Genomic DNA, 17,152 nt, shown 5'->3' on the forward strand with positions numbered 1-17,152 from the left:
GGGGGGCACAACGTGGAAGATTTACTGCAGTTAAGTTATGCACTGGATACATTTTATTTTTTGATTTCCGGTGTACTGGTCATGTGGATGGCCGCAGGCTTTGCGATGCTGGAAGCGGGTATGGTTCGCGCCAAAAATACCGCTGAAATATTAACCAAGAACATCACACTTTATGCTATCGCCTGCATCATGTACATGCTGGTGGGCTATAACATAATGTATGGTGGTTCAGACAGCTCCATCATCCCCGGCATCAGCTTTCTGATTGGCGGTGATAACAGTGTTGCCGATGTCATTGCCGGTGGTGATGATGCGCCATACTACTCAGGCATGTCTGACTTCTTCTTTCAGGTCGTCTTTGTTGCTACCGCAATGTCTATCGTTTCGGGCGCGGTTGCCGAGCGCATGAAGTTGTGGGCTTTCCTGGCCTTCGCTGTTGTTATGACAGGCTTTATCTATCCGGTACAAGGCTACTGGAAATGGGGCGGTGGCTTCCTGGACGGAATGGGCTTCCTAGATTTTGCTGGCTCAGGTGTGGTTCACATGGCGGGAGCCGCTGCGGCACTTGCAGGTGTGCTGCTGTTGGGTGCTCGCAAAGGGAAGTATGGTAAGGATGGCTCTGTAAACGCTATTCCAGGCTGTAACATGCCATTGGCTACACTCGGTACATTCATTCTCTGGATGGGCTGGTTCGGCTTTAACGGTGGCTCAGAACTTAAGATCTCTGATGTTGGCGAAGCCAATGCGGTTGCGCAGGTATTTGTTAATACCAACATGGCTGCAGCCGGTGGTGTTATCGCTGCTCTGGTCACCTCTCGCTTGTTGTTTGGCAAGGCAGATTTGACCATGGCACTGAATGGCGCATTAGCGGGTCTGGTTGCCATTACCGCCGAGCCGCTTACCGGTTCGCCACTCGCATCAACCCTAGTGGGTGCTATCGGTGGTGTGCTGGTTGTTTTCTCTATTCTCGGTATGGATAAAGTTAAAATCGATGACCCGGTGGGTGCCATCTCTGTTCACGGTGTTGTGGGTATCTGGGGTCTTATCGCAGTCTCCTTTACCAACCCGGATGCAAGCCTGGTAACACAGCTGATTGGTGCTGCGGTGATCTTCGCTTGGGTATTTATCGCTTCACTGGTGGTATGGGGCATTATCAAGGCGGTGATGGGTATCCGTGTCACTGAAGAAGAAGAGTACGAAGGTGTCGACCTTGCCGAGTGTGGCATGGAAGCCTACCCGGAGTTTACTAACAAATAGTCCACCATTCGGTGGTTCTACTTGAGGGGCGCTTTATGCGCCCCTTTTTTTTATGCCTAAAATTATTTGAGATAAAGCCTTTCACCCTTGAAAAGTGGGCGGCTTTTATGACTCTTTAAGGAAGTGCAATATGGCATCTAAGCCGCCATAGTTGATAGCGGTGGAGGCTTTAGCCTGCACCGCCGGTTTAGCATGGTAGGCAATGCTTAGGCCAGCCTGCTGCATCATCAGCAGGTCGTTAGCCCCATCACCGACCGAGATCACTTGGCTGGGTGAGATGCCGAGCTGCTTGCAGTGTGAGAGCAGTCGGTCCGCTTTGGCCTTTCCATCCACAATATTGCCGAGCAGTTTGCCGGTCAGTTTATTCTCTTTAATTTCAAGCTGGTTGGCGTGGGCGTAGTCGAGTTTGAGGTGTTTTTGCAGGCGATGGGTGAAGAAGGTAAAACCACCTGAAACGAGGCAAAATTTAATACGTTCTTTTTTCAGCCCGGAGATCAGCTGTTCAGCGCCTGGGTTAAGTTGTAGTCGCTCGTTGTAAACCAGCTCCAGTGCTGCTGCACTGACACCTTTGAGCAGTGCCACGCGCTGGAGAAGCGAGGTGGTGAAGTCAATTTCCCCACACATGGCGGATTCGGTAATCGCGGCTATTTGCGGCTTAATGCCGAGGTGGTCTGCAATCTCGTCGATACACTCAATGCTAATCAGCGTTGAGTCCATATCGCTGACCAGTAGCTTTGTTGTGGCCGGGTTAAAATCGACGGGCAAGGTGTTGATATCGATGCGCAGTTGATCGCTTAATAACTGGATATTTTGGCGGTTTACCGGCTGTGGATGGCGGATGCGGTGGTAGCCGCTGCGTGCCTCAAGTGTGGCGACGAAGCGTTCTTCTATATTGAGGCGTGCCGCTTGATTGAGCTGGCTGGCGTGAATGATGGTTGTGTACATAGCGGTTATTCCGGAAGTAGGGATTCATTGGCAAACAGTTCTGGGATGCTTTCACGCTTGCGAATAACATGGAAATTATCGCCATCCACCATCACTTCAACAGGACGTGGACGGCTATTGTAGTTAGAGCTCATAGTGAATCCATATGCTCCGGATGAGCGCACCGCCAGCAGGTCGCCTGCTTGCAGGGCCAAGGTGCGCTCCTTGCCAATGAAGTCGCCGGTCTCGCAAATGGGGCCGACGATGTCGTACTGTTGTGGCTCCGATTTCTGGCTGCGGTTAACGGGTTCAATGGCCTGCCACGCTTGATAGAGTGCCGGGCGAATCAGATCATTCATGGCCGCATCAACGATTGCGAAATTTTTATGCGCGGTATGTTTAAGGTACTGCACCTGGGTCAGCATAATACCGGCATTGCCCGCAATGGCCCGGCCCGGCTCAAGAATTAACTCGATTTGTAAGCCGTGCTGTTGCAGCTTTTGCTTGAGTGCGACCGCATATTCTCGGGGTTCTGGAGGTGTTTCGTTGTTATATTGGATGCCAAGGCCGCCACCTAAATCAAGGTGTTTGAGTTCAATGCCTTGCGCTTTAAGCTGTGCGATAAGCGCTAGTACACGCTCAAGTGCGTCAATGAAAGGGGTGACACTGGTGAGTTGAGAGCCAATATGACAATCGACACCCTGAATGGTGATGTTATCCATAGCGGCGGCTTGTTGATAGATCTCTGCAGCTTGCTGAATATCAATGCCGAATTTGTTCTCTTTCAAGCCCGTGGAGATGTAGGGGTGAGTGTCCGCATCGACATCCGGGTTCACCCGGAGCGAAACCGGTGCCGTGGTATTACAGCGGGCAGCCACTTGGTTGAGCAGCTCTAATTCGGCAACTGACTCCACATTGAAACAGCGAATACCGACTTCTAGAGCACGCTGCATCTCTGCGGCTTTTTTCCCTACACCTGAAAAGAGGACTTTTTTTGCATCGCCACCTGCAGCCAACACGCGCTCAAGCTCGCCCACGGAGACGATATCAAACCCTGATCCCAAGCGAGCCAGTAGATTAAGAACAGCCAGATTAGAGTTTGCTTTGACTGCGTAGCAGATGAGGTGAGGCCACTCACCCAACGCCTGATCAAAGGCGTGCCAGTGACGCTCCAAGGTGGCTCGTGAATAGACGTAAGCGGGCGTGCCGAGTTGTTGGGCAATTTCACGTAGGGGTACATCTTCGGCAAACAGTTGTTCGCTACGGTATTCAAAATGGTTCATGGTGATCTCTATGCAGGTTGCATTGTTTGCTGTTGTTGTTCGGGGAGCTCTAGGCTGCCCTTTAAGCCGCAGCCGGTGATATGGAGTATGAGTATTACCACTACCAGCTGTTTTAACGATTTTTTCATTGGCGGCTCCGGGGTTTATCAGCCTTGCTCACTCATCGGCCATTATAAACGGTATTGTGCCATTGTGCTCAACCGCTGTGCGGCGCGTCGTTTTTATGTGGGTTCAGCTGCACCTCATTAAGTTGAGCTTCTATTCGTTTTTTATAGTTGAGATAGTGAATAGTCTGAATCGTGCCACCCGCCTCAACCCCTAGAACACGCTCAGGCAGGTCAATATCGGTGATATAGATGGGATAGTTCGCACCACTCTTGCGTTGCGAAAGAATGTGCTTAGCCACCACCTCGAAGACATGCTGGCCATATTCAAATGAGGAGAACTCCCGGTCGTTGCAGTAGACAGTGATCTGTTCGCTCTCTTCAGCACTATCACCAATCACCTGCACATTGTAGTACGGGTTCGGTAGTGAGAAGTGTATCTGGCGGTGTTCAAGTGTTAACGGGCCTTTTTTAGGCTCCAGGATCTGATAACAAAATAGATTACCCAACGCCTCCATGGTGTGGTTCAACATGGCTGTTTGGCGTTTTATAATGGCACTTAGGAAGGAGTGATAGTGCTGAAGTATCAGCTTAGGCTCAAACAGTGGCAGTGTATGGAAGAACAGCGAGCCTCGCTCATCGATTACGAAGATCTCCAGCGCGCCCCCTTTAGGGTAGAAATAGAACTGAATGCGATTGGGTCGAGCGTTATTGTAGATAAGTTTCAGTAGCGGCTGCTGCGCTTGGGTATCAAAGATCAGAGTGCTGTAGTGAGATCGTGGTTGGGCGAGTGCTTTGAGCAGTTGCGAGTCACCGTTAAAAACAGGGTGTCTGATCACGCCATCCTCTTCAGCGAGCATCGCATACCCTTTGCGCAGGGGGAAGAGATAGCGCAGATGTTGCTGGCTGTTGTGTAGGCCATGAAATGCCCCTCTTGCCTCCTGAAATAGGTGCTGCATACGCTGGGTTATTTTTGAGTGGTAGCTTGAGGAGAAGCAGTAAATATCAGGTGCGGGTGGAGCCGTATGCTCTTCGAGTGGCGACCACTGGAGATATTGGCTGATGCAGTCGAGAAGGCCCTGATCACCCTTGTAGTGAAATAGCAGCGCCTCTTCCCAAGAGGTGATAAAGATAGCGCTGACGGACTGCACCAGGTTTTCACCCAGATTGCTATAGCTGAAAGCATCATCTCGGTCGGTAATCAAGTGGCCCAGGTGGCCGATTTTTATGGGGTTGCTGATACCTACATTAACAAATAGCAGCACTTTGAGTAGCTTGGACTTGGCAGAAAAGTCATTAATATCAGCACAGGGTAGGTCACCTTCCGGAAAGTGCTGTTCAAGGGTGTCGATAATTGAGCTGATTTCACGGTCAGTGAGTGTGTTCTCTTCTCCTTTAATCGCAAAAGAGGTGCAGCGGTTAATCAGCTTGTTAAAATAACCCCAGCTGATTAGCTCCAGAGCAGATGTGGCTCGCTTAAGTGGCGGGTTATCACTGTCATCGGTATGTAAGCCATTGCCACGAAACATAAACCAGGAGCTTCGACTGCCCGCTGAGTTTTGCTGCGACAAGCCGATGAGTGGCTCATGCAGGTTAGCGGTAAACCCTTTCACTAAAATCTCAAGCTTGCCCGTTTTACGCTCAAAGGCCGCGAAAAGTTTACGCCCAAGAATGTGCAGATCCTGCTTGCTGATCATGAGGCCTTTGTTGGCGCGGGCAAACTCCGAAAGCTTAAAGTAGCTCTGATTAAGTTCACTCACCAGAATCTTCTTCTCGCGGCTTATGGTATCTATTTTCCAGGTATTTCGATTGTCATTTTCTCGCAGATCTTCCATCTCCCAGCCCCAGCTATGGATCATCTGCATGAGCAGGTCTTGCTGCCAGTTAGCGCCGGAATGGTAGCGCATTCTAGAGAGTGGCATATCAATTTTGAAGTAGAGGCAGCGGTGTACCAACTCAAGCCGCTGCTGGTCGCCCTGGGTGCGGAGGTAGTTGATCAGCTTGTTCGCCAGCATGATGTAAGGGTCCACTTCATTGAGATCAAAGTCATCATCATACTCTTCGTAGATTTCTCGCTTGAACATCAGACTGAGAAAGTTAATGCGGGGGTATTCGCTGGCGTATATCTCCATCAACAATATTTTTAACAATGACTTATAGGGCGAATCGACCCCTTTATATATTTGCCAGACCGCCGCGCCAAAAAATTCCGATGCCGGCATATTGCCCAAGCCGCCAAAGTCGATAAATTCGCTCGACTCAACAAAGCGTTTTTGAAACAGATTATTCGCATATTGATCGTAATGATGCTCTTGATCGGGTGGTATTAACCACCAGATGGGGTAGTTTCCCGCCAGCCAGAGTGCCGTTCGGTAGAACTCATCGAGCAACAGATCATGTTGCGCGGTACCACTGCTCTCAGCACTCAGGTCCAGCACTTCGCCACGCTTAAAGCGCTGGGCATCCATCAGGAAAAAATGGACCTCTATGTTGTAACCATCGGCCCACCTCTCTATCTCAATGCTCTTTTCTCGCAGCTCAGAAAGCTGCTGCTTACTTAAATTGGGGGTGTGACAGAGCCAGACATCAAAGTCACTCTTGTTAGACTGAGCAATGGTGCCACTGCTGCCGATTAAAAAGAGCGACTGAATGTCATAGCTGCTGTAGATGCTGCGATGGTAATCAAACTGCTTAAACAGATGCCGCCCCGCCTGAATAGCCTGCCCCTCTTTGCGGTAGTTGGAGATGCCGCTCGGTGTTTCATCAGAGATATAGCCGGGCAGACTCGGGTGGTTAACATGGAAAAGCAGAGGTAAAACATCAATAACATCTTGCTGCACCGGGCGCAGTGCATCCCGAGCGCGCATTAAGCGTGCCTGATTTAGGTGAAGGAACCGTTTCAGTATTGCTTTCACATCCATGGGCGGGGCGGCTTTTGGTTGTCGGGTTGAGGGGTCTACATTACCAGAAGATATTCGGCAGATCCTGGATAACTTAACTCAGAATCTCTGAGCAGCTGACATCGATGGGCAAAGGGATTTGGGCTTGAGAACGGGAATATGGCAATAAAAAAGGGAAGCCCCTGCGGACCTCCCTCTCTTAATACAGCACAATCATGGCTTGTTCAGAACTTATTTAAGCCTCATCGTGGTATGAGATAATACGCCCAACTTCGTTTTTGGAGCCCAGGATAACCGGCACACGCATATGCAGACCGGTTGGTTTGATCTCCATGATGCGCTCACGACCGGTTGAGCATGCGCCACCTGCTTGCTCAACAATGAAGCCCATTGGGTTGGCTTCATACATCAGGCGCAGTTTGCCGCCCTGTGCGCGCATTTTCTCATCCATGGGATACAAAAAGACACCGCCACGGGTCAGAATGCGATAAACCTCGGCAACCATTGAGGCGACCCAGCGCATGTTGAAGTTCTCACCACGGGGGCCTTCAGCGCCCTGCAGGCACTCATCAACATAACGCTGTACAGGTGCTTCCCAAAAGCGCTGATTAGAGGCGTTGATGGCAAACTCACGGGTATCCGCCGGAATTTGAATGTCGGGTTGAGTAAGGACGAACTCACCGATATTGCGATCCAGAGTGAAGCCGTGTGAGCCGTTGCCCAGCGTCAGAACTAACAGTGTGGATTGACCATAAACAACGGCACCTGCTGCGACTTGAGTGGTTCCCGCTTGCAGGAAATCCTCATCTGTCGGGTTCTCAACCCCTTCAGGAGAGTTGAGTACAGAGAAAATCGTACCGACCGAGATATTAACATCGATGTTTGAAGAGCCATCTAACGGATCAAACAACAGCATGTATTTGCCACGGGGCGCATCAGCTGGAAGCGTGTAAGCGGTCTCTTCTTCCTCAGAAGCCATGCCGGAGACATAACCTGAGCGATTGTTGGCCTCAATCATCACGTCATTGGAGATAATATCCATCTTCTTCTGGTCTTCACCCTGAACATTCTCAGAACCGGCCATGCCCAGAATGCCCATCAATGCGCCTTGGCTCAGATCGTAGGAGATCTGTTTGCATGCGGTCATGGTGTCACCGAGTAGGCCCACCAGATCAGCGTCAATGTTGCCTTTACGCAGTTCGTCAGCCAAGTATTGTTTCAGACTAATAGCATTTGCCATAGGTTCTATCCCTTAAAGATTGATGGAATCGTTCAAAAAATGTGCTGGTATTCTAGCAGACTCAAAGCAAATCTTGAAAATATCAGGAGGTTTAATTTTTAAAGGCTTCGTGCTTAACTGGGTTTTGCCGGGGATTTAGCCGGTAGAACTGGGTAAACCGTGGCTGATACGTTATTATCAGGATACCTCTAATATGTATCGCTGCAAGCGCCCAACAACAATAAGATTAAGATAGTGGAATTAAAATGTCAGAAAAAATTGTAGTCGCAACCCGTAGAAGCCCGCTGGCCATGTGGCAGGCCGAATTTGTTAAGGCCGAGTTGGAGAGGTTCCACGACGGGCTTCAGGTTGAGTTTAATAAAATGGAGACTCAAGGGGATAAGATTCTTGATACACCATTAGCAAAAGTGGGGGGTAAGGGACTGTTTGTAAAAGAGCTGGAAGTGGGCATGCTGGAAGGCGCGGCTGATATTGCCGTCCACTCAATGAAAGATGTACCGGTCGAGTTTCCAGAGGGTTTACACCTGGCGGTTATTTGTGAGCGGGAAGATCCACGAGATGCTTTTGTCTCCAATCGTTACCAGTCACTGGAGCAGTTGCCGCAAGGGGCCAAGGTAGGCACCTCATCACTACGCCGCTCAGTACAGCTCAAGGCGATGCGCCCCGACCTACAGATAGCAGATCTGCGCGGCAATGTGAATACTCGCTTACGCAAGCTGGATGAGGGGCAATATGATGCGATTATTCTTGCGGCGGCTGGTTTGATTCGCTTGAAATTTGAGGCGCGTATTGCCAGCTTTATCGAACCGGAGCAATCATTGCCGGCGGTCGGCCAGGGCGCGGTTGGCATTGAGTGTCGGATAGATGACCCACGCATCAACAGTGCCATTGCCCACTTAAAACATCAAGAGACCATGACGCGTGTTTTGGCAGAACGTGCCATGAATAATCGCCTTGAGGGTGGCTGTCAGGTGCCGATTGGTGGGCATGCCATTCTGGAGGGAGATCAAATCTGGTTGCGTGGCCTGGTCGGTAGCCTAGATGGCAAGACCATTATTCGCGCAGAGGCGCGTGGCCCGGTTACAGATCCAGAGGCGCTGGGCATTAAGGTGGCGGATGAGCTGTTGGCCAAAGGTGCCAAAGAGATTCTGGCAGAAGTCTATGGGCGCGACTGATCTAAAAGGTATTCATGTGCTGGTCACCCGACCAGCACACCAGGCACAAGGTGTCTGCCAGGCACTTGAGAAACTGGGTGCCACTACACTCTCATTTCCTGTTCTGGAAATAACGGACCCCCAGGATCTAGCCCTTGCTGAGAAAACAGTGCAGCAACTGGATCGCTATCACTGGCTTATCTTCATTAGTGCCAATGCCGTAGATTACGCCTTTTCCCTGCTGAAGAAGCGCGGAGTAACCCTTCCTGAGGGTTGCAAAATTGCCGCCGTTGGCCGCAGCACCGCCAACAAACTTCAACAAATGAGCATCAAAAATGTAGTGCTGCCCGCACAGCAGTTTGATAGCGAAGGGTTACTGGCGCTGCCAGAGTTTGCAGATGTTAGCGATCAAAAAATATTAATTGTTCGTGGTGAAGGTGGCCGGGAAACACTGGCTGAAATATTGCGCCAGCGGGGTGCTGAAGTTGATTATCTGGCGGTCTATCGCCGAGTAAAGCCCAATACTAAGCTGGATGGAATTGAAAAAAAATCGATTGATATTGCCATTGTCACCAGCAACCAAAGTGTACAAAATCTGTGGCAGATGGCGGGCAAACGCCACCAGCGCTGGTTAAAGTCGCTTCCTCTGGTCGTTATGAGCGAACGCAATCGTGAGTGTGCCAAAAAAATCGGTTATCAGGGCGATATTATCGTCGCCGCAACGCAAAGTGATGAAGGGTTGCTGGCTGCCGTTGTGCAGTGGCAAAAAATTGAGAGGGCCAGGAAAAGCGCTATGGCAGATAAAAAAGATGATGCTTCAATTAAGGCAAACAAGCCATCACCGGCTAAAGCCGGGCAACCACAATTAACCACGAGCAAAACAAAAAAGCCGCCTCAAAAAGGGCTAATTACTCTTTTGGTATGGCTTGTTACCATCGTTTTGATCAGCGTGGCGGGCTATTTTATATGGCAGCAACAGCAAAAAATTGAAAGTAGCATTATTCAGAAGGCAGATGAAAACCGCCTGTTTGTCACCGAGCAGATTGAACAACTGGAGCAAGCGCTTTCAAATAAATTAACCAATGAGCTAAAAAACAGCAATGAGCAGCTGGCAGCGCTCCGTCAAGTACTCGACACCCTACAACAGGAAAACAGTCTGCTCTGGCAAAACTTAAGAAAAATGGAGCAAAAAAACGGTGCGGATAAACGCCCCTGGCAACTGGCCGAAGCGGCTTATCTTTTGCGCCTGGCAAACCACCGTCTACAACTGCAAGGTGATACAGAGGGGGCGTTAATTGGCTTGCAGAGTGCAGACCTCATTCTAAAGCAAATGGCTGACCCGGTGCTGCTACCGGTGCGTGAGCAGATTGCCCGTGAACTGACCCAGCTGAAAATGGTTGAAGAGGTTGATATAGAAGGGATTTCTGCCCAGCTGATGGGGTTGGCCGAGAGCGCCCGCAAACTGCCCATTAAGGGGGCTCAGTTAGTTGAGTCACAGCAGAGTGAAGAGGTATCCACAGAGCCTACAGGTGAGGGCTGGCAAGGTATCGTCTCGCGGGTTTGGGGGGAGCTGCGTTCACTTGTGGTGATTACCCATCACGACAAGCTGATTGCACCGTTGATTCCAGCCGCTCAGCAGAGCTATCTCTACCACAACATCGAGCTACAGCTGGAAACGGCACGGATGGCACTGTTTAAGGGTGACCAGCAGATATGGCTATCAAGCCTAAGCCATGCGCGCAACTGGCTCAATGACTACTTTGACCATGAAGTCGCCTCAGTCAAAAGCACCCTTGAGTCGATTAACCAGCTCGAAAAAATAGAGATATCGCCTGCATTGCCTGATATTTCAAGGTCACTCAGAACATTGCAACAGCAGCGTGAGCAGTTGAAAAAAAGCAGTAGCCCGGTTATATCAACCGAGGGTGAGGCGGCCCTATGACATGGCTAATAATATTGTTGATCGTTCTGATCGGCTCAGTGCTGCTGGCCTTAGTGGCAACGCAGGAGCCGGGCTATGTTTTAATTGTCTATCAAGGGTGGAGTATCGAGACTTCACTCACACTGCTGGTTGCTACAATAGCGGTGAGTATGATCATCGGTTACTACACCATTCGATCACTGGCCGGTATGCTGGGTGCGCCTCAGCGTTTCGGTGCATGGCGCTGCAATAAACAGGCTATTCGTTCTGAAACAGCGCTTAATAACGGTATACTTGCGCTTTTTGAGGGGGATTGGAAACGGGCAGAAAAACAGCTGATCAAATATATAAAACAGAGCCACTCGCCACAACTCAGTTATCTGGGAGCCGCCCGCGCTGCTCATGAGCTGGGCGCTTTTGAGCGCCGTGATAAATACTTGAATCAGGCAGCACAAGTAGAGGCGACCTCAAACATTGTGGTAGGGCTCACCCGGGCGCGTTTGCAATTAGAGCATAAGCAGTATGAAGAGGCGCTCGCCTTGTTGGAAAACATCTACCACAAAGTGCCCAAACACCCCTCAGTATTACGGCTACTGGCACCACTCTATCAACAACTTAACGAGTGGCAGCGGCTGGAAGATCTGTTGCCAGCACTTCAGCGCCACCAGGTTTTTAGTAGTAACGAGTTGCAACAGCTGCAACATGGCTGCTACTCACATCTATTGACCCACTACGCAAAAATACACGACTACCCTACACTCAATCAATTGTGGCACCGTATCCCTAAATCGCTGCGCCAGGACCCCGGTATTATTCAACACTATGTCGGCATACTACTGAGCCTGAAAAGAGAAGATGAAGCAGAGCAGCTACTCCGCACAGTGTTGCAAAAACAGTGGCATGGCGAGCTGCTGACACTCTATGGGCGAATTAAGACCAGTAAGAGTCAAGCACAGTTAATCCACGCTGAGCAGTGGCTTCTCACTCACAAAAATGACCCCCAGCTGTTGTTAGCCCTAGGCCGTATCTGCATCAACAACCAGTTATGGGGTAAAGCCAAAGAGTATCTGCAGAAGGCGGTCGACTTGGGTCAGCAAGAGGCCTTTCCGCTGCTGGCCGAAGTATTGGAGCAGCTGGGCGATGATGAACTGGCACAGGAGTATTGCCGAAAAGGGGTGAAGCTGCTGACTAAGGGTTAGTGCAGCAACCTATCGCATCAAGGCATAGCTCGCAGGTAATGGTTACTCCCTTGACAAGCGCTATAACGCCGAGGCGGAGTGCCACAGAATCGCCCGAAGGAGTGAGCTTCGAGCCTTATGTAATGCCAATGCGTTACCTATCACCCCGCGCTTCTATTCGGGGGTCAGGGTAGTCATTGAGTGCAGAGTGGTTGAGCTCTATCTGGGCTTTTTGATTTCAGTGGTTATTCCCCTTTATGGTATTAAAATGCGGCATTGATAATAACTCTTTCAAAGGAGGCTAAATGGTCCTGTTATGTCGTGATTTAGACCGGTCTGTATTTGAGGCGCTATTGGCACGCTATCATCTGGTGATCGAGTGGGTACCCGACGGTGCGGCTATTCCCGGGAGCTATTGGGGGGAGTGTGAGGCGGGTTTGATAGGTAATCGACTGCTGATACGGGGCGATACGCCACTACACTCTGCATTTCATGAGGCGTGTCACTACGTCTGTATGGATCAGCCGCGCCGTGATGGACTGCACACCGATGCGGGGGGTGATTATGATGAAGAGAACGGGGTGAACTATCTGCAGATTCTGCTCGCTGAATATATTCCTCAGTGTGGTCGTGGGCGAATGTTTGCAGATATGGATACGTGGGGCTACAGTTTTCGCCTTGGTTCAGCACAAGCATGGTTTGAGCAGGATGCTGAAGATACACAACAGTGGATGTTGAGTCGTGGGCTGATTGATCAGCAGCAGCAACCCACTTGGCGCTTGCGTGAATAGTGGATCTATTTTCAGAAGAGGAATGGAATGAAACGTAAATTTTATATTGTGATATTAACTTTCGCGGCACTGGTTGTTTACCTCGCGCTGGATAATTTGATGGTTGAGCATCCCGAAGTGCAACTAACGCAGCATGATCAGCTGATTATGTACTCACTGACCGGTTGTAGCTCTTGTGAGGAGAAACGGGGCGAGTTACAGCGTGCGAATATTCCGTATGTTGAATATGTGGTGGACCGTCAACAGTTCGCCAGTGATGAGTTAACCGGCAAATTGAATCAGGCCGGTTTCTCTGTGGGCGGTACTGGTTTTCCAAGCTTTGATGTTAAAGGGACGCTTATTCCCAATAATCCACCGCTATTCCAGATCATCAAGCATATGGAAAAGAACGAAACCTAAAAAAGGGCTGCTAAGGCAGCCCTTTTTGCGGTGGCGCTGTCAGTGATTTAGTGGCGAAAGTGACGCATTCCGGTGAGTACCATGGCTAAGCCGTGCTCATCAGCGGCGGCGATAACCTCTTCATCACGCATTGACCCCCCCGGCTGAATCACGGCGCTGATGCCCGCAGCGGCGGCAGCATCGATGCCGTCACGGAAGGGGAAAAAGGCATCGGATGCCATGACCGATCCCGGTACTTCAAGTCCTTCGTCAGCCGCTTTAATGCCGGCAATTTTGGCACTATAGACTCGGCTCATCTGACCGGCACCCACGCCGATAGTTGATCCATCTTTTACGTAGACAATGGCGTTTGATTTTACAAATTTTGCTACTTTCCATGCAAACATAAGGTCTTGCAGCTGCTGCTCAGTGGGTTGGCGTTTTGAGACCACTTTAAGGTCACTCATCTCGACCATACCCAGGTCACGATCTTGTACTAACAGACCGCTATTGACACGTTTATAATCGTAGCCTTTACCATATGCTTCAGGCCACTGCCCGCACTCAAGCAGGCGTAGGTTTTTCTTGGTAGCAATAATCGCTTTGGCGTCGTTTGAGATGCTCGGTGCAATAATCACCTCCACAAACTGGCGCTCAACAATGGCTTGAGCGGTTTTGGCATCCAGTGGTTGGTTAAAGGCGATGATGCCGCCAAAGGCCGAGGTTGGGTCGGTCTTATAGGCGCGGTCATAGGCTTCATAGAGCGTGCCGGCAGTTGCTACACCGCAGGGGTTGGCGTGCTTGACGATGACACAAGCGGGGTGCTCAATAAACTGTTTTACGCACTCCAGTGCCGCGTCGGTGTCGGCTATGTTGTTGAAAGAGAGTGCTTTGCCTTGTAGCTGTGTTGCACTGCTAACGCTACCACCCTCTGCATGATGTTCTGTATAGAATGCAGCGCTTTGGTGTGGGTTTTCGCCGTAGCGCATCTCTTGTGCTTTATTAAATTGTAGATTGAAGGTGCGGGGGTACTCTATTTTACTGCCATCTTCTTGCAGAGTGCCTAAGTAGTTGGCAATGGCACCATCATAGTTTGAGGTGTGCTCGAAGGCTTTGACCGCGAGAGAGAAGCGCATAGCATCATTGATACCATCACGGCTATCCATGGCAGATATGATATTGGCGTAGTCGCTTGGGTAGACCACAATTGAGACATCTTTGTGGTTTTTAGCTGCCGCACGCACCATAGTAGGGCCGCCGATGTCGATGTTTTCGATTGCGCTGGTAAGGTCGCAGTCAGGGCTTGCTATGGTAGCCTCAAAGGGGTAGAGGTTAACCACAACCATGTCGATGGCTTTAATGTTGTGCTGTGTCATAATGGCATCATCGATGCCACGACGACCTAAAATACCACCATGTATCAGTGGGTTGAGTGTTTTAACCCGGCCATCCATCATCTCTGGGAAACCGGTGTAGTCTGAGACCTCGGTCACCGCAATGCCTTCAGTGCTAAGTAGCTTCGCTGTGCCTCCGGTTGAGAGGATATCAACCCCGCGCTCACTTAGTTGACGGGCGAAATCAACAATGCCGGTTTTGTCTGAAACACTGATAAGGACTCGGGTAATTTTGTTCATTTAGCTTCTCTGTTGGCGGTCGTTGGATGTCGGGTTGCTGCAAGGGTTTGGTGTGCTAAGACAAGGGGGCTGGCGGCAAAGCGCCGCTTTACGGGCGAAGCGTGGCACTGTCAGTGCCCGCTATTAATGCGATGCCACATGGGCTGCGCAACATTTTTCTAGTCCATGTTATACATTTTTAGCTTTTTACGCAGGGTACCGCGATTAATGCCAAGAATTTTTGCTGCCTTGGATTGGTTGCCTCGGCTATGGCGCATTACATTTTCCAAAAGCGGTGGTTCAACCTCTTGCAAAACAAGATCATAGAGGCCGGCCATCTCATGCCCATCCATGGTTTTAAAGTAATCGCTGAGTGCCATATTGACGCAGCTTCGAATGGAGTCTTGATTGTTAAAGCTGGCGGAACAGGCTGTATCTGTATCCAGAGACTCTTCAGTTGTTGTCATGCCGCGACTTCCTTCATGGTTTGGAGGTGGTCAAAAAACAGTTTGGTCTGTACCCGCTGCTCTTCGGCACTCTCAATTTGGTTTATTATTTTGCGGAACGAAGCCCCCTCAGGCTGTCCTTTGGTGTACCAGGCGATATGTTTTCTGGCAAAACGAACCCCACTGTACTCCCCATAAAAATCATATAGGTTGGTTAGGTGGCCTAGCATTATTTCGCGTATTTCAGAAATTTCGGGTGGGGGAAGCTCCTCACCGGTCTCTAAGAAATGGTTAATTTCACGAAAAATCCACGGCCTGCCCATGGCGGCACGCCCAATCATGACGGCATCTGCGCCGGTTAGTTCAAGTACACGCTGGGCTTTTTGCGGTGTTGAAATATCACCATTGGCAATGACCGGGATGGTGATGCGGCGTTTTACTGCGGCAATGGTGCTGTACTCGGCCTCACCCGAAAAACGGCAGGCACGCGTCCGACCATGAATGGTGAGCGCCTGGACACCCGCTTGTTCAGCTATCTGTGCAATGGTTTCTGCGTTACGGCTGTCAAGATCCCAGCCAGTGCGAATTTTTAGCGTCACCGGGATCTCTACAGCGTTAACGACGGCATCTAATATCCGCGCAACCAGGGGTTCGTCTCTTAGTAGTGCCGACCCAGAGTGAGCCTTACATACCTTCTTTGCCGGGCAGCCCATGTTGATGTCGATGATCTGCGCACCGTGCTCAACATTAAAGCGCGCAGCAGCGGCCATCATGTGTGGGTCGCTTCCGGCAATCTGTACTGCCCGTGGTGATGCCTCATCTTTGTGGTCAATGCGGCGCAGGGTTTTTTCATTTTTCCACAGCAAGGCGTTTGAAGAGACCATCTCTGAGACGGTCATGCCCGCACCCATGCGGCGGCATAGCTGCCGATAGGGCAGGTCTGTTACTCCCGCCATTGGCGCGAGTATGAGTGGGTTGGCCAGTGAATAGGGACCGATTTGCATGCCAGTTGATTGCCTAGTTTTTAACCAGAATGGGCGCAAATGATACCTGCTCGTGGGGCGATGATAAAGCGGTTTTTTCTCTTTTGTAGTGGTTTTTTATCCACCGTCCATAATCACTGGAATGAGAAGAGGAAGTTGACCGCTTCACTGCCTGGATCGACAATGTCAAACTGCACGAAAATACGAGCACCTGCCGCCACCCCTTTGTCTATGTTGGTTTTTTCTTTGAGGTACTGCTCTGGTTGGAAGTGCCGTTGGGCGATGATGTTGCCATTAATATCTGTAAATTTCAGGTGCAGTTGAGGGTACTCCTGCTCAAAGCTCGCGTTGTTGCGGTAAATTAAATTAACCGTGAGCAGGTGATCCTGGCTAGGGTGGCTGCGAATCTCCCGGTCGATCACCTCAAAGGCGCGGTTATCCTTCTGCCGGGGAATATCACATGACAGGTAGGGCTCGGCAAGTGCACAGCTCTGTAGCACAAGCGGGCGTAGCTCAGTTATTTTGGCAAGCTCAAAGCGGTTAAAGTAGGCCAATTGCAAGACTAAGGCGGTGATCAATGAGAGGGTGATCAACGCATAAAACAGCGTAAGTAGCGGGTGCCTGCGCTGGGGGCGCTGTTTGAGCTGGACGATCTCCTCTTCGATCAGTTCGCGAGCACTGGGACTCTCTGGCGGTGGTGGTGGGCCAATGAAATATTGGGGTCCTTGCTCTTGCTCTTGCTCTTGCTCTTGCTCTTGCTCTTGCTCGGGTGAAGAGGTTGGGTTTTTAGTGTCATCGAGGCCGTCGAAGGTTATATAGCGAAAATTTTCAGGTTCGTCATTTAAAGGCTTGCTTTCGGTTTTTTCGGGGGTCACGCTTGCCTGCGGCTCCTGCGGCTCCTGCGGCTCCTGCGGCTCCTGCGGCTCCTGCGGCTCCTGCGGCTCCTGCGGCTCCTGCGGCTCCTGCGGCTCCTGCGGCTC

At 50.5% G+C, this 17,152-nt stretch carries 15 protein-coding genes; 6 read left to right on the top strand and 9 right to left on the bottom strand.

The window, feature by feature from the left end:
* Nucleotides 1-12 precede the first annotated feature (12 nt).
* Entirely contained in the window at nucleotides 13-1,257 is a 1,245-nt protein-coding gene (locus tag L3J94_05610) for an ammonium transporter (GenBank protein ID MCF6218226.1), read from the top strand.
* 105 nt (nucleotides 1,258-1,362) lie between these two features.
* Here L3J94_05610 and serB read toward each other — a convergent pair whose 3' ends face one another.
* From serB to L3J94_05635, 5 genes are all read right to left on the bottom strand, one after another.
* Nucleotides 1,363-2,202 carry a phosphoserine phosphatase SerB gene (gene serB / locus L3J94_05615; GenBank protein ID MCF6218227.1) on the bottom strand — a complete coding sequence of 280 codons (840 nt, stop codon included), beginning with the start codon at nucleotides 2,200-2,202 and terminating at the stop codon, nucleotides 1,363-1,365.
* A gap of 5 nt (nucleotides 2,203-2,207) precedes the next feature.
* Nucleotides 2,208-3,464 carry a diaminopimelate decarboxylase gene (gene lysA / locus L3J94_05620; GenBank protein ID MCF6218228.1) on the bottom strand — a complete coding sequence of 419 codons (1,257 nt, stop codon included), beginning with the start codon at nucleotides 3,462-3,464 and terminating at the stop codon, nucleotides 2,208-2,210.
* An 8-nt stretch (nucleotides 3,465-3,472) separates the two neighbouring features.
* Nucleotides 3,473-3,592: a lipoprotein gene (locus L3J94_05625; GenBank protein MCF6218229.1), complete on the bottom strand. Its 120-nt coding sequence runs from the start codon at nucleotides 3,590-3,592 to the stop codon at nucleotides 3,473-3,475.
* A gap of 68 nt (nucleotides 3,593-3,660) precedes the next feature.
* Nucleotides 3,661-6,489, bottom strand: coding sequence for a class I adenylate cyclase (locus L3J94_05630; protein ID MCF6218230.1), 2,829 nt, complete (start codon nucleotides 6,487-6,489; stop codon nucleotides 3,661-3,663).
* A gap of 214 nt (nucleotides 6,490-6,703) precedes the next feature.
* Nucleotides 6,704-7,708 carry a class 1 fructose-bisphosphatase gene (locus tag L3J94_05635; protein ID MCF6218231.1) on the bottom strand — a complete coding sequence of 335 codons (1,005 nt, stop codon included), beginning with the start codon at nucleotides 7,706-7,708 and terminating at the stop codon, nucleotides 6,704-6,706.
* A gap of 245 nt (nucleotides 7,709-7,953) precedes the next feature.
* Here L3J94_05635 and hemC point away from each other — a divergent pair, with 245 nt between their 5' ends.
* The 5 genes from hemC (at nucleotide 7,954) to L3J94_05660 (ending at nucleotide 13,151) form a co-directional block, all read left to right on the top strand.
* A complete protein-coding gene (gene hemC, locus L3J94_05640; protein MCF6218232.1) occupies nucleotides 7,954-8,883 on the top strand; it encodes a hydroxymethylbilane synthase in 930 nt (309 codons plus the stop codon).
* Complete coding sequence (locus L3J94_05645; protein ID MCF6218233.1) at nucleotides 8,870-10,804, top strand: uroporphyrinogen-III C-methyltransferase; 1,935 nt, start codon at nucleotides 8,870-8,872, stop codon at nucleotides 10,802-10,804. The genes hemC and L3J94_05645 overlap by 14 nt, the downstream gene beginning before the upstream one ends.
* Nucleotides 10,801-11,982 carry a hypothetical protein gene (locus L3J94_05650; GenBank protein ID MCF6218234.1) on the top strand — a complete coding sequence of 394 codons (1,182 nt, stop codon included), beginning with the start codon at nucleotides 10,801-10,803 and terminating at the stop codon, nucleotides 11,980-11,982. Before L3J94_05645 ends, L3J94_05650 begins: the two co-directional genes overlap by 4 nt.
* A gap of 284 nt (nucleotides 11,983-12,266) precedes the next feature.
* The gene (locus tag L3J94_05655; protein ID MCF6218235.1) at nucleotides 12,267-12,752 is read left to right on the top strand and encodes a hypothetical protein; all 486 of its coding nucleotides are present in this window, start codon (nucleotides 12,267-12,269) and stop codon (nucleotides 12,750-12,752) included.
* Between the two features lie 27 nt (nucleotides 12,753-12,779).
* Nucleotides 12,780-13,151 (top strand): hypothetical protein, encoded by a 372-nt coding sequence (locus L3J94_05660; protein MCF6218236.1) that lies wholly within the window; start codon nucleotides 12,780-12,782, stop codon nucleotides 13,149-13,151.
* Between the two features lie 47 nt (nucleotides 13,152-13,198).
* Here L3J94_05660 and purH read toward each other — a convergent pair whose 3' ends face one another.
* The 4 genes from purH to L3J94_05680 form a co-directional block, all read right to left on the bottom strand.
* Nucleotides 13,199-14,764, bottom strand: a complete 1,566-nt coding sequence (gene purH / locus L3J94_05665) for a bifunctional phosphoribosylaminoimidazolecarboxamide formyltransferase/IMP cyclohydrolase (GenBank protein MCF6218237.1) — start codon at nucleotides 14,762-14,764, stop codon at nucleotides 13,199-13,201.
* 158 nt (nucleotides 14,765-14,922) lie between these two features.
* On the bottom strand, nucleotides 14,923-15,210 hold the full coding sequence (fis, locus tag L3J94_05670) for a DNA-binding transcriptional regulator Fis (protein MCF6218238.1): 288 nt from the start codon (nucleotides 15,208-15,210) through the stop codon (nucleotides 14,923-14,925).
* The gene (dusB, locus tag L3J94_05675; protein MCF6218239.1) at nucleotides 15,207-16,193 is read right to left on the bottom strand and encodes a tRNA dihydrouridine synthase DusB; all 987 of its coding nucleotides are present in this window, start codon (nucleotides 16,191-16,193) and stop codon (nucleotides 15,207-15,209) included. Before dusB ends, fis begins: the two co-directional genes overlap by 4 nt.
* 113 nt (nucleotides 16,194-16,306) lie before the next feature.
* On the bottom strand, nucleotides 16,307-17,152 hold an 846-nt coding region (locus L3J94_05680; GenBank protein ID MCF6218240.1), incomplete at its 5' end, for a DUF3426 domain-containing protein.

Source organism: Gammaproteobacteria bacterium, assembly GCA_021647245.1.
Taxonomy (GTDB): domain Bacteria; phylum Pseudomonadota; class Gammaproteobacteria; order RBG-16-57-12; family RBG-16-57-12; genus JAFLJP01.

Bases quoted from the DNA above. Each gene is read 5' to 3' on its own strand.
- L3J94_05660 (MCF6218236.1), top strand. From the start codon at position 12,780: ATGAAACGTAAATTTTATATTGTGATATTAACTTTCGCGGCACTGGTT.
- L3J94_05630 (MCF6218230.1), bottom strand. From the start codon at position 6,489: ATGGATGTGAAAGCAATACTGAAACGGTTCCTTCACCTAAATCAGGCA.
- lysA (MCF6218228.1), bottom strand. From the start codon at position 3,464: ATGAACCATTTTGAATACCGTAGCGAACAACTGTTTGCCGAAGATGTA.
- fis (MCF6218238.1), bottom strand. From the start codon at position 15,210: ATGACAACAACTGAAGAGTCTCTGGATACAGATACAGCCTGTTCCGCC.
- dusB (MCF6218239.1), bottom strand. From the start codon at position 16,193: ATGCAAATCGGTCCCTATTCACTGGCCAACCCACTCATACTCGCGCCA.
- purH (MCF6218237.1), bottom strand. From the start codon at position 14,764: ATGAACAAAATTACCCGAGTCCTTATCAGTGTTTCAGACAAAACCGGC.
- L3J94_05655 (MCF6218235.1), top strand. From the start codon at position 12,267: ATGGTCCTGTTATGTCGTGATTTAGACCGGTCTGTATTTGAGGCGCTA.
- L3J94_05650 (MCF6218234.1), top strand. From the start codon at position 10,801: ATGACATGGCTAATAATATTGTTGATCGTTCTGATCGGCTCAGTGCTG.
- serB (MCF6218227.1), bottom strand. From the start codon at position 2,202: ATGTACACAACCATCATTCACGCCAGCCAGCTCAATCAAGCGGCACGC.
- L3J94_05635 (MCF6218231.1), bottom strand. From the start codon at position 7,708: ATGGCAAATGCTATTAGTCTGAAACAATACTTGGCTGACGAACTGCGT.
- hemC (MCF6218232.1), top strand. From the start codon at position 7,954: ATGTCAGAAAAAATTGTAGTCGCAACCCGTAGAAGCCCGCTGGCCATG.
- L3J94_05645 (MCF6218233.1), top strand. From the start codon at position 8,870: ATGGGCGCGACTGATCTAAAAGGTATTCATGTGCTGGTCACCCGACCA.
- L3J94_05625 (MCF6218229.1), bottom strand. From the start codon at position 3,592: ATGAAAAAATCGTTAAAACAGCTGGTAGTGGTAATACTCATACTCCAT.